Source organism: Streptomyces griseiscabiei (assembly GCF_020010925.1).
Classification (GTDB): Bacteria; Actinomycetota; Actinomycetes; order Streptomycetales; family Streptomycetaceae; genus Streptomyces; species Streptomyces griseiscabiei.
The window spans coordinates 2,877,674-2,893,806 of sequence record NZ_JAGJBZ010000002.1 but is presented as its reverse complement, the minus strand read 5'-3'; the positions used below and the strand labels follow the sequence as shown (position 1 = coordinate 2,893,806).

The following is a 16,133-nucleotide window of genomic DNA, read 5'->3' as shown; positions in this document are numbered from 1 at the left end:
CGTGCGGCGAGCGTGCGTGCCGGGCGTCGCGACGCCGCGGAGATCCATCAGAAGGGCCCTAGGGCGGCGGGGGACGGCCAAGGGCGGGCGGACGCCTCGGTGTCCGCCCGCCCACGTCGTGCCGTCACTCGTCGTCGACGACCAACCCCTTGGCCGCGAGCAGCGGTTCGAGGCCGCACATCTCGATGACGGTCCTTCCCGACCGGTAGGCGGCGATGTACCCGGCCTCGGCGTCGATCCGTTCCTGGGACAGGGTGACCACCTCCGCCGCGTCCTCCCGGCGTACGACGACCACACCGTCGGCGTCGGCCCGCACCACGTCCCCCGGGCGGACGAGTACGCCACCGACGGTCACCGGCTCGCACATCGGGCCCACGGTCTCCTTCACTGTGCCCTTGACGGAGACGCTGCGGGAGAAGACGGGGAACCCCAGGGCCCGCAGGTCCTCGGTGTCACGGACGCCGGTGTCGGTGACGAGACCGCCGAGCCCCTTGGCCTGGCAGGCGTTGGCGAGGACGTCGCCGAAGGAACCGGCCTCCTCGTAGGCGCCGGCCGAGACGACGACGATGTCACCGGGACGGGCGTAGGCGATGGCGGTCTGGAGCATCAGGTTGTCGCGGGGCGCGCACTGGACCGTGAACGCGGGGCCGCACAGGGACATCCGGTGGTCGACGGGCTTGATGGCGGAGTCCAGGGCGCCGAGCCGGCCCTGTGCCTCGTGGACGGTGGCCGAGGAGAAGGCGCTCAGTCGCTCGACGACGGTGGCGTCCGGCCGCTCGAACTTCGTACTGACGCGGATCATGGTGGCCTTTCAGGAGAGCGCGGCACAGGCCGTCGCGATACGGGCGCACGCCTCGGTGAGGACGTCCGAGGAGGTGGCGAACGAGATACGGAAGTAGCCGGGCGCGCCGTAGGCCGCCCCGTGGATCACGGCGACCTGCCGGCTGTCGAGGAGGTGACGGGCGAACTCCTCGTCGGTGCCGATCCGCCGGCCGTCCGGCGTCGACCTCCCCAGCACCTCCCGGCAGTCGACCAGGAGGTAGAACCCTCCGCTGGGCGTGGTGCAGCTCAGCTCCGGGATGTCGCCGATCAGTTTGACCGCCGTGTCGCGCCGGGCCCGGTAGACGGCGACGGTGTCCCGGACGAAGTCCTGCGGGCCGGTGAGGGCTTCGGCGGCGGCGGCCTGGCTGACCGAGGAGGGGCAGGAGGAGATCTGGGACTGGAGCGTGTTGATGGCGGTGACCAGGTCGGCGGAGCCCACGCCGTAGCCGAGGCGCCAGCCGGTCATGGCGTACGACTTGGAGACGCCGTTGGTGAGGAACACCCGGTCGGCCAGGCGTGGTTCGACGGCGGCGAGGGACGGGGCGGCCTCGTCGGCGTACCAGATCTCGTCGTAGATCTCGTCGGTGAGGACGCGGACGTGCGGGTGGTCGAGCAACACCTCGGCGAGGGCCCGGAGTTCGGCGGTCGTGTAGGCGGCTCCGGTCGGGTTGCCGGGGGTGTTGAGCACCACCCAGCGGGTCCGGTCGGTGAGCGCGTCGGCGAGACGCCGTGGGGTCAGCTTGAAGCCGTCCGCCTCGGGGCAGTCCACGACGACGGGGGTGCCGTCGTTGGCGAGGACCATGTCGGGGTACGACACCCAGTACGGGGCCGGGATCACGACCTCGTCGCCCTCGTCGAGGGTGGCCGCCAGCGCGAGGAAGATGACCTGCTTGGCGCCGCCGCCGACCGTGATCCGCGCGTCGGTGACGGTCAGGCCATGGCGTTGCCGCAGCTTCTCGGTGATCGCGGCGCGCAGCCGTGGGGTGCCGTTGACCGGCGTGTACTTGGTCTCGCCCGCCTCGATGGCCCGGATCGCGGCGGCCTTCACATGGTCCGGGGTGTCGAAGTCCGGCTCGCCCACGGTCAGGTCGAGGATGGTGTGTCCCTGGCTCTTGAGCTCGCGGACGCGCTGGGCCGCCGCCGTGCTGGGCGAGGGATTGATCCGGCGGACCCTCTTGGCCGTGCTCATGTCTCAGCCCTCCCGGCGTTCGAAGTTCAGGCCGCCGGGGACCTGGAAGGTGGGCAGGATCTCGATGTGGCCGATGTTGACGTGCCGGGGCGAGTCGACGGCGAACTCGATGGCGTCGGCGATGTCCTCCGGCTTGAGGGACTCGTAGCCGTCGTAGAACTGCTTCTGCGCGGCTTCCATGTCGCCGAGCAGCCGGCCGAAGATCTCGGTCTCCACCCGGCCCGGGCAGATCTCGGTGACCCGGATCCGGCGGCCGTAGCCGTCCACGCGGAGCTGGCGGGAGAGGGTGTGCACGGCCGCCTTGGTGGCGTGGTAGATCGTGTTGCCGCCGAAGTTGTAGACACCGGCGATGGAGCTGATGTTGACGATGTGGCCGAGGTCGCGCTCGACCATGCCGGGCATCAGCAGCCGGACCAGGTGCAGGACGGCCTGGATGTTGACGGCGATCTGCTCGTCGATCGCGAACTCGTCGGCGGTCAGGATGTTGCCGGTGCGGGAGACACCCGCGTTGTTGACGAGGACGTCGATCTCCAGGCCGTCCAGGACGGCGGTCAGGGCGTCGGTGTCGGTGATGTCGACGGCGTGCGGGACACAGCCGGTGGTGCGGGCGAGGGCGTCGAGGCGTTCGGCGTTGCGGGCCAGGGCGTGCACCTCCAGGCCCTGCTTGGCGAGGCGTTCGACGACCACTGCTCCGATGCCGGTCGACGCTCCGGTGACCAGGGCCGTCCTGTAGTCGGAGATGGGCATGCTGTGGTGCTCCTTGGTGGTGGGGGGCGGTGCGGGTGCCTGAGGGGGGTGCGGGGCCGTCGGTCAGGCGTCGCGCAGGGGCAGATGGGCGCGGTCCTGGACCCGGGAGACGGCGAGGAGGGTGCCGAGGGCGGTGACGACGGCGTAGAAGGCGGGCATGTGCACATTGCCGGTGCGGTCGATGAGGTACGTCATCAGCAGCGGGGCGGTGCCGCCGAAGAGGGCGGCGGAGACGTTGTAGCCGAGGCCGTAGGCGGAGTAGCGGACCCGGGTGGGGAACAGCTCGACGAGCAGGATGTGGATGACGCCGGTGTGCCCGGCGAAGACCACGGCCATGACGCAGGCGCCGAGGACGGCGAGGGCGACGTTCCCGGTGCCGATCAGCAGATAGCAGGGGATGCCGACGACGGCCATGGCGATCGCGGCGCCTGCGATGACCTTCTTGCGGCCGACGCGGTCGGAGAGCCGGCCCATGTAGGGGATGGCGATACAGATCGCGACCAGGCTGGAGGCGGTGACGAGGAGTCCCTGGACCTTGCCGAAGTCCAGCTCGTTGCTCATGAAGGTGGGCATGTAGCCGAACAGGACGTAGTAGCCGGAGCCGTTCATCAGGGGGATGAACAGGGCGAGCAGCATGGCGCGGCGGTGCTCGGCGGAGGTGAAGGCCTCCTTGAGGGGGTTCTTGGACAGGCCGCCCGTTTCCTGGAGGCGGGTGAAGTTGGGGGTGTCGCTGATGCGCTTGCGGATGTAGATGCCGGTGACGCCGAGCGGTACGGCGAGCAGGAACGGGATGCGCCAGCCCCAGGACTCCATGCGTTCGGCGCCGAGTCCGCTGGTCATGGCGGCGGCGATCAGGGTGCCGGTGAGCAGGGAGAGGAACGAGGCGATCTGCGCGTAGCTGGTGTAGAGGCCGCGCTTGCCCTCGGGGGCGTGTTCGGCGAGGAAGCTCATCGCGCCGGACGCCTCGCCGCCGACGGAGAAGCCCTGGGCGACGCGCAGCAGGATCAGCAGGGCGGGGGCCGCTATGCCGATGCCGGCGTAGGTGGGCAGCAGGCCGATGCAGGCGGTGGCGACGCTGATCAGCATGATGACGAAGACCAGCATGCGCTGGCGTCCGATGCGGTCGCCGAGGTGGCCGCAGATGATGCCGCCGAGGGGGCGAAAGAAGAAGGAGACGGCGTAGCCGAGGAAGACGAGCTGGATGGCGTTCTCGGAGCCCGGGAAGAAGACGACGGCGAGGGTGCCGGCCATGAAGCCGAAGATGCCGTTGTCGTAGAGCTCGGCGAAGATGCCGACGCATCCGGCGAGGGTGACCTTGCGTGCTGTTCTGGGGTCGACGGTGTGGGGTACCGGCTGAGCGGCCATGGTGGTCATGGCGTCTCCTGTCCTGGAGCGGGCAGCGGGGAACGGGGAGTCGGTGTGGGGCGCGGTCGGGCCTCAGCGGGGGATGCGGAGGGCGTCGAACGCCGTGCGGACGCGGGTCTTCAGCGCGTCCACGGCGGCTCGCCGGGCGCGGTGTGCGGTGACCGCCTGGTCGAGGGTGCGGCGGCGGAAGCGGAGGGTCTGTCCGGGGCGCACCTGCCCCAGGGCGGACAGACCGGTGGCGGTGACGACGGCGAGGACGGGGTAGCCGGCCGTGACGCCTCGGCCCCGGTGCAGGACGAGGAGTTCGTCTCCCGCGGGCACCTCGACGGCGCCGATGGGGACGCCTCGGGAGAGGACCTCGCCGTGGGTGACGCGGCGGGGCAGAGCGGTGCCTCGTAGGCGTAGGCCGATGTGGTTGCTCTGCGCGCCGACGGTGAAGGGCGCGTCGAACAGCAGGGTCCCCGTGTCACCGAACTCGGCCCGGTCGGGGCCGTCGGTGACGTCGATGTTCCAGGTGGTGGGGAACGCGGGGACGGGTGCGTGGAGCCGGAACAGCGGGATGCGGGAGTAGGGGTGGTCGAGGGGCGGGCAGGAGGTGCGCAGCCGCAGTTCGTCGCCGGCGCGCAGCGGGGGCCCGAAGCCGAGGACGGTGTCGGGGGCGCAGCTGCCCTGGAGGCGGTCGGCCTCGAACGAGCCGAGGACGGCCAGGTAGACGCGGAGTCCCTGCCGGATTCCGGTGATCCGGACGGTCTCGCCTGCCCGTACGGAGACCGGCTCCCACCGGGGGCGGGGCTGTCCGTCGACGGTGAGGTCGGCGGGGGCTCCGGTGACGGCGACGAGGATGTCGCCGGAGGGGACGCAGGCGAAGTCGAGGGCGGTGATCTCCAGGAGCGGGGCGCGTTCGTCGTTGCCGCACAGGACGTTGGCGACGCGGGCCGAGTGCTGGTCGGCGGCTCCGTTGGCGGGCAGCCCGTACCGGGAGCGGCCCACACGGCCGAGGTCCTGGACGGTGGTGATACCGGCGGTGCGGACGGTGAGGGTGTCAGCCACGGCGGCCCGCCGGGGTCGTACGGGAGGCGTCGTCGTGGGCGGGTCCGCCCCCGGTGCCGGTGCCGGCGTCGTACGCGGCCAGAGGTGTGCCCGCGTACGTGTCCCACTCGTCGGGGGTGATGGGGACGAACCGGAAGGTGTCGCCGGGGCGGTAGGCGGTGAGCGGGTCGCTGTGCGGGTCGAGGACGCGCAGGGGGGTGCGGCCGAGGAGGGGCCAGCCGCCGGGCGACGGCATCGGGCAGATGACCGCCTGCCGTCCGGCGACGGCGACCGCGCCGGGGTCGACGCGGGTCCGGGGTGACGCCAGCCGGGGCACCGGCCCCGGGAAGGGCGGCCCGTCCATCATCGGTGCCCCGGCGGGGGCGCCCAGACAGCGGACGGTGAGATCCGATCCGGAGTGGACGGCGACGACCTCGTCCTCGGTCAGACCGAGCTGGGCGGCGACCTCGGGCAGGTCGGGGCCGAACTCCCCGCCGTAGACGACGGGGACGACGAAGCGCCGGGGAGGTGCCGACGACCGCTGCCCGGCCCCGGCCCCGATACGGTCGGCCTCGTGGCGCAGGACCCGGCGGACGGTCTCGTGGTCGGTGGTGGCGGAGTCGAACTCGACCAGCAGGGCGTCGTAGGTGGCGACCATGTCGTGCACACCGGGCAGACGGACGGCGTCGAGGGCGTCGGCCAGCGCGTGGACGAGCCGCCAGTTCTCCTCGGCGTCCGGGCCGGCGGCCTTGACGACGAGCGCGGAGTCGCCGCAGTCCATGACGGTGCACACCGGGCCACCGGGGGCGCGGCCCGGCTCGGCGTCGGCGCCCGTGTCAGCCGCCTGCACGGCGTCGGCGGCCATGTCAGGCCCCCCGGGCGTGCAGGACGGCGTCGAGGTGGGTGATCCCGACGCCTGCGGCGAGGAGCTGGGCGCGGACCCGGCCGGCCAGCGCGATCGCTCCGGGGGTGTCGCCGTGCAGCAGCACGGTGTCGCAGCCGACCGGCAGATCCTTGCCGCCGACGCTGCGGACGACGCCCTCGGTGACCATGCGCAGGGTTCGCCGGGCGATCTCGTCCGGGTCGTGGATCACCGCGCCGGGCTCGGAGCGGGGGACGAGGGTCCCGTCGTCCTGGTAGGCACGGTCGGCGATGCCGACGATGGCGACCCGCAGTCCCCGGGCGCGGGCCGCGTCGGCGAGTTCGCCGTCCTGCGCGAGGACGATCAGCGAATCGTCGAGGGACGCGACGGCCTCGACGACCGCACGGGCGTAGTCGGCGCGCACGGCGACCAGATTGCCCAGCCGCCCGTGCGGGGCGACATGGCGGACGCGGGTGCCGTGGGCGACGGCGAACGCCTGCAGCGCGCCCACCTGGTACAGCACATCCGTCCGGACTTCCTCCGGAGTGAGGTCCATCGCGCGGCGCCCGAATCCGGCCAGGTCGGGAAAGCTCGGATGGGCGCCCACGGCCACTCCGTTCCGTACGCAGTCCCGCACGGTGGCGTCCATGATGCGCGGGTCGCCGGCGTGGAATCCGCAGGCGACGTTCGCCGAGGTCAGCAATTCCAGCAGGGCCGCGTCGTCACCCATCGTGTAGGCACCGAATCCCTCGCCCAGATCGGCGACGAGATCAACCATGGGGGTCATGACGTCCTCCGGATGAAAGGGGAACCGGCACGGAAAGGGACAGGCGACGGGAAGATCACCAAGAATTCCACCGATGAATCCATCGAGAAACCGACCAGGAAATCCACCAGGAATTCCCCACCCCTCGTTCCGTCGGGCATTTCTCGGAGATTCCGGGGTGGATGTTCCGCTCAACTTAATCGGGCGCTCACACGATCGCCAATACACATTCGCTGTGGCGTTATCGCGAACCGTTATGACCCAGGCCACATCGGGAGGGGTGCGGGACTGTGCCCCGGCTCACCCGCTCCCTACGATGAGGCTCCGCTCCCCGTGGAAGGCCCCGCATGGACACCAGACGCCTCTACTCGTTCATCAAGATCATCGATGCGGGGAGCATCACGCGCGCGGCCGACATCCTGCACATCGCGCAGCCGGCGCTGAGCCAGCAACTGTCCGCGCTGGAGGCGCAGTTCGGTCAGCAGCTCCTGATCCGCAGCAAGCGCGGGGTGGCCCCGACGGAAGCGGGCCGGGTCCTGTACCGGCACGCGCAGCTGATCCTGCGGCAGGTGGACCTCGCCCACGCGGCGGTCTCGGTCTCGGGCCGGGCCCCGGCCGGCAGCGTGTCGGTGGGCCTGGCCCCGTACAGCCTGGGCGCGGCACTGGCGCTGCCGCTCCTGCGGAGCGTGCGCGAGCGCTATCCGGAGATCCTGTTGCACGTCAACGAGAACTTCGGCGGGGTGATCAGCGAGGCGATCATGACGGGCCGGATGGACATGGCGTTCATCTACGGAGCCGGACCGCTACGGGGTGTGCAGTTCGAGCCGCTGCGGACGGAGGACCTGTTCCTGATCGGGGCGCCCGGCACGGCCCCGGCGGGTGAGGGCGAGGTGAGCCTGGAGGAGCTGGAGCATGTGCCGCTGCTGCTGCCCAGCGGGATCCACACGATCCGGCAGGTGGTGGAGGCGGCCTTCCAGCACGCCTCGCTCCGGCCGAAGGTGGTCGGCGAGGTCGAGTCCGCCCTGACGCTCGTCAACGCCGTCGGCGCGAATCTCGGCGCGACCGTCCTCCCCTGGTCCGCCGCCCGCGCCGTCCTCGATGTGCACTCCCTGTCGGTCCGCCGCATCGTGAATCCGGAGATCCAGGTGAAACTCTCCCTGGTCACCTCGGACAATCAGCCCCTGTCCGAACCCGCCTTGGCGGTGCACGACGTGTTCCTCGAACTCATCGCGGACTACGACGATTCCCCGGACACCGGGCCCGACTTCGGCCCGGGCATCGAGAAGGCCCACGAATAGCGGCGCACCCGGCACCACGTGGGCCTTCTCCCTCTACGAACTGCGAACCGAACTACGAACCGAACCAGGAACCGAACTACGAACCGAACTGAGACCAAGAAGCACGAAGCACTCCTAGGCACCGAAGCCGAGGAGCGCGACCTCGAGAGGGAGCGCGGGGCGCTCGGGCAGGGCCGGCGGGTCCTGGCCGCGGCCGGTGTGCGTGGGCGGGACGACACGCAGTGCCTTGATCCCGTCGGCGGCCCAGCCCGCGCCGGTCGGAGGCAGGGAGAGGGTCATCCGGCGGCCGTCGGCCAGCGTGGTCTCGATCGTGGTCGGGTCGTTCGTCGTCATGGCAACCCACTTCCGTCGCGCAGCACCAGGTGCGTCCAGCCTCACCACGAAGGACGCCGGCGACGTCGCGAAAGTTCCCGCCCCCGGTGAAACCGCTGCTCGGGCCCCCGGAAAATGTGAACTGGCGTACGGAGCACGGGGGTCGGGACGTAAGTTGTGTCCGGAACTCCTCGCTTCGGCTGAAAGACGGACGGCAGACATGACCGACCACGCGCCCACGCCCGGACCGGCGGCGCAACAGAAGATCGACACCTCGGTGCCGCACTCGGCCCGTATCTGGAACTACTGGCTGGGCGGGAAGGACAACTACCCCGTCGACGAGCAGGCCGGCGACGCGTACACGGACGTGTTCCCCGGCATCGTGACCATCGCCCGCAGCAGCCGCGCCTTCCTGCGCCGCAACATCACGTACCTGGTCGCCGAGGCGGGCATACGGCAGTTCCTGGACGTGGGCACGGGCCTGCCGACCGCCGACAACACCCATGAGGTGGCCCAGCGGATCGCGCCGGAGGCCCGGATCGTCTACGTCGACAACGACCCGATGGTCCTGGCCCACGCCCGTGCCCTGCTGTACTCGACACCGGAGGGGGCGACCGCCTACGTCGACTCCAACGTGCTCGACCCGGACCGCATCCTCGCGGCCGCAGCCGAGACACTGGACCTCGGCAGGCCGACCGCGCTGATCCTCAGCAACATCCTGGGCCATGTCGCCGACACCGCCCAGGCGCGCTCCGTCGTCGACAGCCTGCTGGGAGCGCTGCCGTCCGGGAGCTACCTCTCCGTCAACGACGGTTCCCGGGGCATCGACCCGGTCTTCGAGCGGGCCCAGGACGGGTACAACGAGAGCGGCGCGGTGCCCTACAACCTGCGCACGGTGGACGAGATCACCTCCTACTTCGACGGCCTGGAGCTCCTCGACCCCGGCGTCGTCTCGGTCCCGCTGTGGCGTCCGGACCCCGGCGACCCCGCCCCGAAGGTCATCGCCGAACACGGGGGCCTCGCCCGCAAGCCGTGACATGAGGTGACGGGACACGCCCCGCCCGGCCGCCGGGAAAACGGCTGGTGCCGGCGGGGCGTCTCCGGCAGGCTTCCCGCGATGAGCGACGACACCTCCGCCGAGCCCGCGTACGCCTCCCCACGCACCCTCGAAGGCCTGCTGCAACGCGGCCGTGGCCTGGGCGCGTTGCGGGTGCTCGACGAGCCGGAGGCGTCGGTCCAGCAGGTGTACGACGTCGTGCGGGAGGACTGGCGCTGGGACACCCTGGTGGACGACCGCGATCTGTATCTGGCGCGCCTGATACGGGAGTCGGAGCTCTCCCTCGGCCCCGTGCTCACCCTCCTCGCGGGCGACGCGGACGACTGCGACCGGGCCACCCGGATCCTGGAACTGCTGGCCCTGTCGGGGTCGGCCGAGGCGCGCGAGGCGCTGCGGGCGTACGTCCGCGAGGGCGAGCACTGGGGCGATGTACTGGAGTCGGTGGCGGATGTCTGGCCCCTGGCGTGGTGGGACGACCTGGCGGAGGTCGCGCGGGCCCGGCTGGGCGACGACCGGCCCCGGTTGTGGCACTCCGAGCCCTGGGTGCGCTGGCGCCTGGGGGCCGAAACACATACATCCGAGGGCCCGTGCCGGCCGTGCCCTCCGGACATGATCGGCATCGGTGAGGGCAGCGGCCGGCTGCTGGACGTCCTCGCCGACGGCGGAGCGGGACTCTCCACGAGGATCGAGGCCCTGCGCCTCCTGGCCGGGCGTCCGCCGGATCTCTCGCTCGTCCCGCTGGTGCCGAGCCTTGCGGGGGTGAACGGTGAACTTCCGCTGATGGGACTGGAGTCCGCGGTCCTGCGACTCGGTCCGCTCGCCGTGCCCGCGGCGCGGGAGTGGGCGGTGGACGGGCACACATGGCTGTCCCGGATCGGCGTCGAGCTGCTGGCGGAACACGGCACGCTCCAGGATCTGCCCTTCCTCCTGGAGGAGTTGGAGGCGCACGAAGCAGCACGCCAGTGGTGCGGTCCCGCCACCCTGGCCGACGGGATCGCCCGCTTCGGCGCGGCCGGCGCGGCGGCGGCACCGGTGCTGCGCCGGCTGTGGCTGCGCACCCCGCACTCCTACGAACGGCCGGACTTCCTGCGGGCGTTGGCGGCCGTGGCGCCGTCCGGACTCGACTTCGCGTTCGCCGAGTCGCTGTGGGACTGCGAATCGGACGCCCGTCTGCTGGGGATCGCGCACGCGCCCGATCACCCGCGGGTACGGGAGCGGCTCGCCCTGCTCCGGGACGATCCGATGGAGGGGGCCGAGGTCCGGGCCGCCGCAGGTGAGCGTCTGGTCACCGATGGCCGGTGAGCGGTGGTCGGTGATCGAACATTTTCCGGCCAAAGAGTTGTTGTGCCCCTGACATAGTCAGCTCACGTCTGTCACTCTGTGCGCACTCCGTCTCACGACGGCGCACGCGCACCCGCATCGCAGCACTCCCTGCCCCACCCGGTGCCTCGACCCGTGCACCGGGTCCTTCGTACGGCCGTTCGTCCAACGTCGGCCGCAGCAAAGGAGTTCGCGTGAGATCCACCCCCCACAGACGTACCTCGGCCACGGCCGCCCTCGTCGTCGCGGCGGCCATGCTCGCCGTGGCCGTCCCGGGCGCACCCGCGATCGCACGCGGTGACGGCGGCGAAGGCACCGCCCGTCCCGTGTCCGCGAAGCCCGACCGCGGCGCCCTGCCCGCGAAGCTCTCGCCCACCCAGCGCGAGACCCTCATACGGTCGGCCGAGAAGGCCACCGACAGGACCGCGGACCGCCTCGACCTGGGCAGCCAGGAGGAGTTGCGGGTCCGTGACGTCGTCAAGGACGCCGACGGCACCGTGCACACCCGCTACGAGCGCACCTACGCGGGCCTGCCCGTGCTCGGTGGCGACCTCGTCGTGCACGCCGCCAAGTCCGGCGCCGTCGAGAGCGTCACCCGCGCCTACAAGCCCACGCTGAAGGTGTCGGACCTCAGCCCCGAGGTCTCCAAGGCCACGGCCGAGAAGCAGGCGCTCGCGGCGGCCAAGGAGGAGGGGTCCACCAAGACCGCTCCGGACAGCGTCCGCAAGGTCGTCTGGGCCGCGAAGGGCACACCGGTCCTCGCCTACGAGACCGTCGTCAGCGGCTTCCAGCACGACGACACCCCGAGCGAGCTGCATGTCATCACCGACGCGCAGACCGGGAAGAAGCTCTTCGAGTACGAGGCCGTGCACACCGGCACGGGCAACACCCGCTACAGCGGCACGGTCACCCTCGGCACCAGCCAGTCGGGCTCGTCGTACACGCTGACCGACGCGGACCGGGGCAACCACCGTACGTACAACCTGAACCGCGGCTCGTCCGGGACGGGCACGCTGTTCAGCGGGAGCGACGACATCTGGGGCGACGGGACCACCGCCAACCTGGAGACCGCCGGTGCCGACGCGCACTACGGCGCGGCGCTGACCTGGGACTACTACAAGAACGTGCACGGGCGCAACGGCCTGCGCAACGACGGCGTGGCGCCGTACAGCCGGGTCCACTACGGCAACAACTACGTCAACGCGTTCTGGCAGGACTCCTGCTTCTGCATGACGTACGGCGACGGCTCGGGCAACGCCAACCCGCTGACCTCGATCGACGTGGCCGCGCACGAGATGACCCACGGTCTGACCTCGGTCACCGCCAACCTCACCTACAGCGGTGAGTCGGGCGGCCTGAACGAGGCGACCTCCGACATCTTCGCCGCGGCCGTGGAGTTCGCCGCGGGCAACGCGGGCGACGTCGGTGACTACCTCGTCGGCGAGAAGATCAACATCAACGGCGACGGCACGCCGCTGCGTTACATGGACAAGCCCAGCAAGGACGGTTCCTCGCGCGACTACTGGTCGTCCACGCTCGGCAACATCGACGTCCACTACTCCTCGGGCCCGGCCAATCACTGGTACTACCTGGCCTCCGAGGGCAGCGGCGCGAAGGTCGTCAACGGCGTCTCCTACGACTCGCCGACCTTCGACGGGCTGCCGGTGACACCGATCGGCCGGGACGCGGCCGAGAAGATCTGGTTCCGGGCGCTCACCACGTACATGACATCCAGCACCAACTACGCGGGCGCCCGCGCCGCCACCCTGCAGGCCGCCGCCGACCTGTACGGGCTCGGCTCGGTGACCTACAACAACACCGCCAACGCCTGGGCCGGGATCAACGTCGGCGCCCGGATCCTCGACGGTGTCACGGTCGTCCCGCCGGCCGCCCAGTACTCCCTGATCGGACAGGCCGTCACCCTGGACGTCCAGGCGTCCTCGACCAACGCCGGCGCCCTGTCGTACGCGGCCACCGGCCTGCCGGACGGGCTGTCCATCGACGCCGCCACCGGCCGGATCTCGGGCACCCCGACCACGGCCGGGAACTCGACGCCGACGGTCACCGTGACGGACGCGACCGGCGAGACCGGGACGGCGAGCTTCGCCTGGCGGGTGGACGAGGAGGGGAACCAGTCGGTGTTCGAGAACACCGGCGACTACCAGATCCCCGACAACGGCACCGTCGAGTCCCCGATCAACGTCAACCGGGCCGGAGCGGCCTCCAGCGCGCTCTCCGTGGACGTGAACATCGTCCACACCTGGCGCGGTGACCTGGTCGTCGACCTGGTGGCCCCGGACGGCACGGCGTACCGGCTGAAGAACTCCGCGGGGTCCGACTCGGCCGACAACGTGATCGAGACCTACACGGTGGACGCCTCCTCCGAGACCGCCGCGGGCACCTGGAAGCTGCGGGTCCAGGACGTGGCCAGCCTCGACACCGGTTACGTCAACAGCTGGAAGCTGACGTTCTGACGGACCGTCAAGGCCTGTCAAGTGCCGTGCGAATGAAGTGAGTCAGCCGTCGAGCGGCCGGTCCCGCCCCTGTGGGACCGGCCGCTTGGCCGTGTCCCCCTCCGCGTCGATGTGCGGCATGATCCGGTCCAGCCAGTGCGGGGTCCACCACGCGTGACGGCCCAGCAGGGTCATCACGGCGGGGACCATGAGCAGGCGTACGACCGTCGCGTCGATGAGGACGCTGACGGCGAGGCCGAGGCCCAGCATCTTCACCACGATGTTGTCGCTGACGATGAACGCGGCGAAGACACTGACCATGATCAGGGCGGCGCAGGTGATGACCCGGGCCGTGATCTCCAGTGCGTGCGCCACGGAGGCACGGGCGTCGCCGGTCCGTGTCCACACCTCGTGGACACGGGAGAGCAGGAAGATCTCGTAGTCCATGCTGAGGCCGAAGATGATGGCGAACATCATCATCGGGACGTAGCTCTCGATGGGCACCTTGCCGTGGACACCCAGGGAGGGCCCGCCCCAGCCCCACTGGAAGACGGCGACGACCACGCCGTACGAGGCGGCGATGGACAGCACGTTGAGGACCGCCGCCTTCACCGCGACCAGCAGACCGCGGAAGACGGCGAGGATGATCAGGAAGGCGAGGCCGACGACCACGGCAATGATGATCGGCAGCCGGCTCGCCACGATGTCGCGGAAGTCGACCTGGGAGGCCGTGGTCCCGGTGACATAGCCCTTCGCCTCGGTACCGGAGACCGAGGCGGGGAGGGTGTCGTCGACGAGGCGGTTCGTCAGGTCGGTGGTGTCGGCGTTCTGCGGGGACTCCTTGGAGTAGACCGTGCCGACCAGGACGTCCCCGTCCTGGGTGGGGGTCAGCGGAGTGACCGCGTACGCCCCCTCGACCGCGTCGAGGTTCTTCTGCGCGGTGCTCTGCAGGCTCTGCCGGTCCGAGGACGGCACCGAGGTCTGGTCGATGACGATCGTGAGCGGGCCGTTGGAGCCCGGGCCGAAGGCGTCGGTCATCAGGTCGTAGGCACGGCGGTCGGTGAACGAGGTGGGGTCGGCGCCGTCGCCGATATGGCCGAGCTGCATGGAGAAGGTGGGGATCGCGAGGATCGCGACGGTCAGGACACCGGCCGACAGGAACCGCCACGGGTGGTGCTCGACGCGCTGGGCGTAGCGGTGCCAGGTGCCGGTGATCTCCTCCCCCGTGTCGGCGCCGGTCTCGGCGACGGGCTTGCGCACGTGGTAGCGGTCGATGCGTCCGCCGATGAGGCCGAGCAGGGCCGGGACCAGGGTGAGGGCGCCGATGATCGCGGAGACCACGGTCACGGCGGCTGCGAGGCCGAGCTTGCCGATGAAGCTCACCCCGGACGCGTACAGCCCGGCGAGGGCCACGATCACCGTGCAGCCGGAGACCAGGACGGCGTGGCCGCTGGTCGAGGCGGCACGGCCGGCCGCGCGTACCGGGTCGTCGCCGTCCATGAGGTTCTGCCGGTGGCGGGTGGTCAGGAACAGGGCGTAGTCGATACCGACGCCGATACCGATCATCGTGGCCAGGGTCGGGGAGACGGTGGCGAAGACGAACGCCGAGGCCAGCAGCCCGAGACAGGCCAGGCCCCCGACCACGCTCAGCAGCGCGGTCACCAGGGGCAGTCCGGCCGCGACGATGCTGCCGAAGCCGACCAGCAGCACGACGATGGCCACCGCGAACCCGATGAGTTCGCTCACCCGGTCGTCGGGCGCGGGACGGGCCAGTTCGCCGAGCGGTCCGCCGTACTCGACCTCGGCGCCCGCCGACCGCAGCGGCTGCACGGAGTCGTCCACGCCGTGGAGGTAGCCGTCGCCGAGGGTGGAGGGCTGGACGTCGAAGCGGACGGTGATGTACGCCGTCTTCTGGTCGGTGGACAGCGGACCGACGTTCGGCTGCTGCGACTGACCCGACGACTGGGACGACTGGGACGACTGGCCGGAGGATGTGGACAGCGGATTCTGCGCCGACAGCACATGCGGCAGTTTCTCCAGGCTGGAGACCGTGTCGGACATCTGGGAGCCGAGCGAGGTGAGCGCCTTGTCCTTGTCGTACACGACGATCTGGCTGCTGTAGCCGCCGGCCGCCGGGTCGTGCGCCTTGAGGACGTCCAGGCCTTCCGTGGACTGCACGCCGGGAAGGTCGAAGTCGTCCGAGTAGTCGCCGCCGTAGGCGTGGTTCAGCACCTGGAGGCCCGCGAGGGCGAGCAGCCAGGCGACGATCACGATCACGAAGTGCCGGGCGCACCACTCGCCGAGCCTTCGCAGCCGCCCCGCCTCGGCCTTTCCCCCGCCCTTCCCACCGGTACGACCTGAGCGCATCGTCTCTCCCACGGAAGCACGGAAGCGATCTCCCGGACCCCATTACACGACGCTCCCGGCGGCCCGGCACGTCCGGAGGAAGCGGGTCCCCCGGTTGGCGGCCCCGGCTTGACAGGCGGACGATGGGGAGGTGGGACGGAACGGAAGGAGCCGCCATGCTGGAGATCAAGACGGTCGAGAAGCCGGACGAACGGCGCGATTTCCCACGGGGTCACCTCGAAGCCGTTCACCTCACCGGGCTCGACTTCGCCGTGGCCACGTTCGAACCGGGCTGGCGCTGGTCGGAGTCCGTCGCCCCCATCGCGGGCACGGAGAGCTGCCAGGTCCACCACAACGGCTATGTGGTCCAGGGGCGTATGCACATCCGTATGGACGACGGTGGTGAGGGCGAGGTCGGACCGGGCGACGCCTTCGTGTGCCCGCCGGGGCACGACGCGTGGGTGGTCGGCGACGAACAGGTCCTGCTGTACGACTTCGCCGGGCAGATGGCGACGGACTACGCCAAGGCCGAGGGCGACCGACCCGGCTGACCCGAACCGACTGACC

Annotated in this window: 14 protein-coding genes; 5 read left to right on the top strand and 9 right to left on the bottom strand. The window is 70.8% G+C overall.

The window, feature by feature from the left end; translation table 11 throughout:
• Positions 1-124 precede the first annotated feature (124 nt).
• The 7 genes from J8M51_RS29870 to J8M51_RS29840 all read right to left on the bottom strand — a co-directional run bounded on the left by J8M51_RS29870 (position 125) and on the right by J8M51_RS29840 (position 6,801).
• Positions 125-802, bottom strand: a complete 678-nt coding sequence (locus J8M51_RS29870) for a 4-carboxy-4-hydroxy-2-oxoadipate aldolase/oxaloacetate decarboxylase (RefSeq protein WP_086755635.1) — start codon at positions 800-802, stop codon at positions 125-127.
• 9 nt (positions 803-811) lie between these two features.
• Complete coding sequence (locus J8M51_RS29865; protein ID WP_086755636.1) at positions 812-2,011, bottom strand: aspartate transaminase; 1,200 nt, start codon at positions 2,009-2,011, stop codon at positions 812-814.
• Between the two features lie 3 nt (positions 2,012-2,014).
• On the bottom strand, positions 2,015-2,758 hold the full coding sequence (locus tag J8M51_RS29860) for an SDR family oxidoreductase (RefSeq protein ID WP_216587449.1): 744 nt from the start codon (positions 2,756-2,758) through the stop codon (positions 2,015-2,017).
• Between the two features lie 63 nt (positions 2,759-2,821).
• Positions 2,822-4,132, bottom strand: a complete 1,311-nt coding sequence (locus tag J8M51_RS29855) for an MFS transporter (protein ID WP_267299587.1) — start codon at positions 4,130-4,132, stop codon at positions 2,822-2,824.
• A 63-nt stretch (positions 4,133-4,195) separates the two neighbouring features.
• Positions 4,196-5,173 carry a 5-oxoprolinase subunit C family protein gene (locus J8M51_RS29850; RefSeq protein ID WP_086754006.1) on the bottom strand — a complete coding sequence of 326 codons (978 nt, stop codon included), beginning with the start codon at positions 5,171-5,173 and terminating at the stop codon, positions 4,196-4,198.
• Positions 5,166-6,017, bottom strand: coding sequence for a 5-oxoprolinase subunit B family protein (locus tag J8M51_RS29845; protein ID WP_086754008.1), 852 nt, complete (start codon positions 6,015-6,017; stop codon positions 5,166-5,168). Before J8M51_RS29845 ends, J8M51_RS29850 begins: the two co-directional genes overlap by 8 nt.
• A 1-nt stretch (position 6,018) precedes the next feature.
• The gene (locus J8M51_RS29840; protein ID WP_086754010.1) at positions 6,019-6,801 is read right to left on the bottom strand and encodes a LamB/YcsF family protein; all 783 of its coding nucleotides are present in this window, start codon (positions 6,799-6,801) and stop codon (positions 6,019-6,021) included.
• 326 nt (positions 6,802-7,127) lie between these two features.
• Here J8M51_RS29840 and nac point away from each other — a divergent pair, with 326 nt between their 5' ends.
• Entirely contained in the window at positions 7,128-8,078 is a 951-nt protein-coding gene (gene nac, locus J8M51_RS29835; RefSeq protein WP_086754012.1) for a nitrogen assimilation transcriptional regulator NAC, read from the top strand.
• Between the two features lie 114 nt (positions 8,079-8,192).
• On the opposite strand, the gene J8M51_RS29830 is transcribed toward nac, so the two are convergent.
• On the bottom strand, positions 8,193-8,411 hold the full coding sequence (locus tag J8M51_RS29830; RefSeq protein ID WP_086754014.1) for a hypothetical protein: 219 nt from the start codon (positions 8,409-8,411) through the stop codon (positions 8,193-8,195).
• 199 nt (positions 8,412-8,610) lie between these two features.
• Between J8M51_RS29830 and J8M51_RS29825 the strand changes: the two genes are divergently transcribed.
• The 3 genes from J8M51_RS29825 (at position 8,611) to J8M51_RS29815 (ending at position 13,241) form a co-directional block, all read left to right on the top strand.
• Complete coding sequence (locus J8M51_RS29825; RefSeq protein ID WP_086754016.1) at positions 8,611-9,426, top strand: SAM-dependent methyltransferase; 816 nt, start codon at positions 8,611-8,613, stop codon at positions 9,424-9,426.
• An 81-nt stretch (positions 9,427-9,507) separates the two neighbouring features.
• Positions 9,508-10,749 (top strand): hypothetical protein, encoded by a 1,242-nt coding sequence (locus J8M51_RS29820; RefSeq protein ID WP_086754018.1) that lies wholly within the window; start codon positions 9,508-9,510, stop codon positions 10,747-10,749.
• A gap of 212 nt (positions 10,750-10,961) precedes the next feature.
• The gene (locus J8M51_RS29815; protein WP_086754020.1) at positions 10,962-13,241 is read left to right on the top strand and encodes a M4 family metallopeptidase; all 2,280 of its coding nucleotides are present in this window, start codon (positions 10,962-10,964) and stop codon (positions 13,239-13,241) included.
• 42 nt (positions 13,242-13,283) lie between these two features.
• Here J8M51_RS29815 and J8M51_RS29810 read toward each other — a convergent pair whose 3' ends face one another.
• Positions 13,284-15,587 carry an MMPL family transporter gene (locus J8M51_RS29810; RefSeq protein WP_086754022.1) on the bottom strand — a complete coding sequence of 768 codons (2,304 nt, stop codon included), beginning with the start codon at positions 15,585-15,587 and terminating at the stop codon, positions 13,284-13,286.
• 155 nt (positions 15,588-15,742) lie between these two features.
• On the opposite strand from J8M51_RS29810, the gene J8M51_RS29805 reads away from it, so the two are divergent.
• Complete coding sequence (locus J8M51_RS29805) at positions 15,743-16,117, top strand: cupin domain-containing protein (RefSeq protein WP_086754024.1); 375 nt, start codon at positions 15,743-15,745, stop codon at positions 16,115-16,117.
• Positions 16,118-16,133: the final 16 nt, after the last annotated feature.

What these genes read in the sequence shown, in the direction of transcription:
- J8M51_RS29870 (WP_086755635.1), bottom strand. Translation starts at nt 802, where the DNA reads ATGATCCGCGTCAGTACGAAGTTCGAGCGGCCGGACGCCACCGTCGTC.
- J8M51_RS29865 (WP_086755636.1), bottom strand. Translation starts at nt 2,011, where the DNA reads ATGAGCACGGCCAAGAGGGTCCGCCGGATCAATCCCTCGCCCAGCACG.
- J8M51_RS29860 (WP_216587449.1), bottom strand. Translation starts at nt 2,758, where the DNA reads ATGCCCATCTCCGACTACAGGACGGCCCTGGTCACCGGAGCGTCGACC.
- J8M51_RS29855 (WP_267299587.1), bottom strand. Translation starts at nt 4,132, where the DNA reads ATGACCACCATGGCCGCTCAGCCGGTACCCCACACCGTCGACCCCAGA.
- J8M51_RS29845 (WP_086754008.1), bottom strand. Translation starts at nt 6,017, where the DNA reads ATGGCCGCCGACGCCGTGCAGGCGGCTGACACGGGCGCCGACGCCGAG.
- J8M51_RS29840 (WP_086754010.1), bottom strand. Translation starts at nt 6,801, where the DNA reads ATGACCCCCATGGTTGATCTCGTCGCCGATCTGGGCGAGGGATTCGGT.
- nac (WP_086754012.1), top strand. Translation starts at nt 7,128, where the DNA reads ATGGACACCAGACGCCTCTACTCGTTCATCAAGATCATCGATGCGGGG.
- J8M51_RS29830 (WP_086754014.1), bottom strand. Translation starts at nt 8,411, where the DNA reads ATGACGACGAACGACCCGACCACGATCGAGACCACGCTGGCCGACGGC.
- J8M51_RS29825 (WP_086754016.1), top strand. Translation starts at nt 8,611, where the DNA reads ATGACCGACCACGCGCCCACGCCCGGACCGGCGGCGCAACAGAAGATC.
- J8M51_RS29820 (WP_086754018.1), top strand. Translation starts at nt 9,508, where the DNA reads ATGAGCGACGACACCTCCGCCGAGCCCGCGTACGCCTCCCCACGCACC.
- J8M51_RS29810 (WP_086754022.1), bottom strand. Translation starts at nt 15,587, where the DNA reads ATGCGCTCAGGTCGTACCGGTGGGAAGGGCGGGGGAAAGGCCGAGGCG.
- J8M51_RS29805 (WP_086754024.1), top strand. Translation starts at nt 15,743, where the DNA reads ATGCTGGAGATCAAGACGGTCGAGAAGCCGGACGAACGGCGCGATTTC.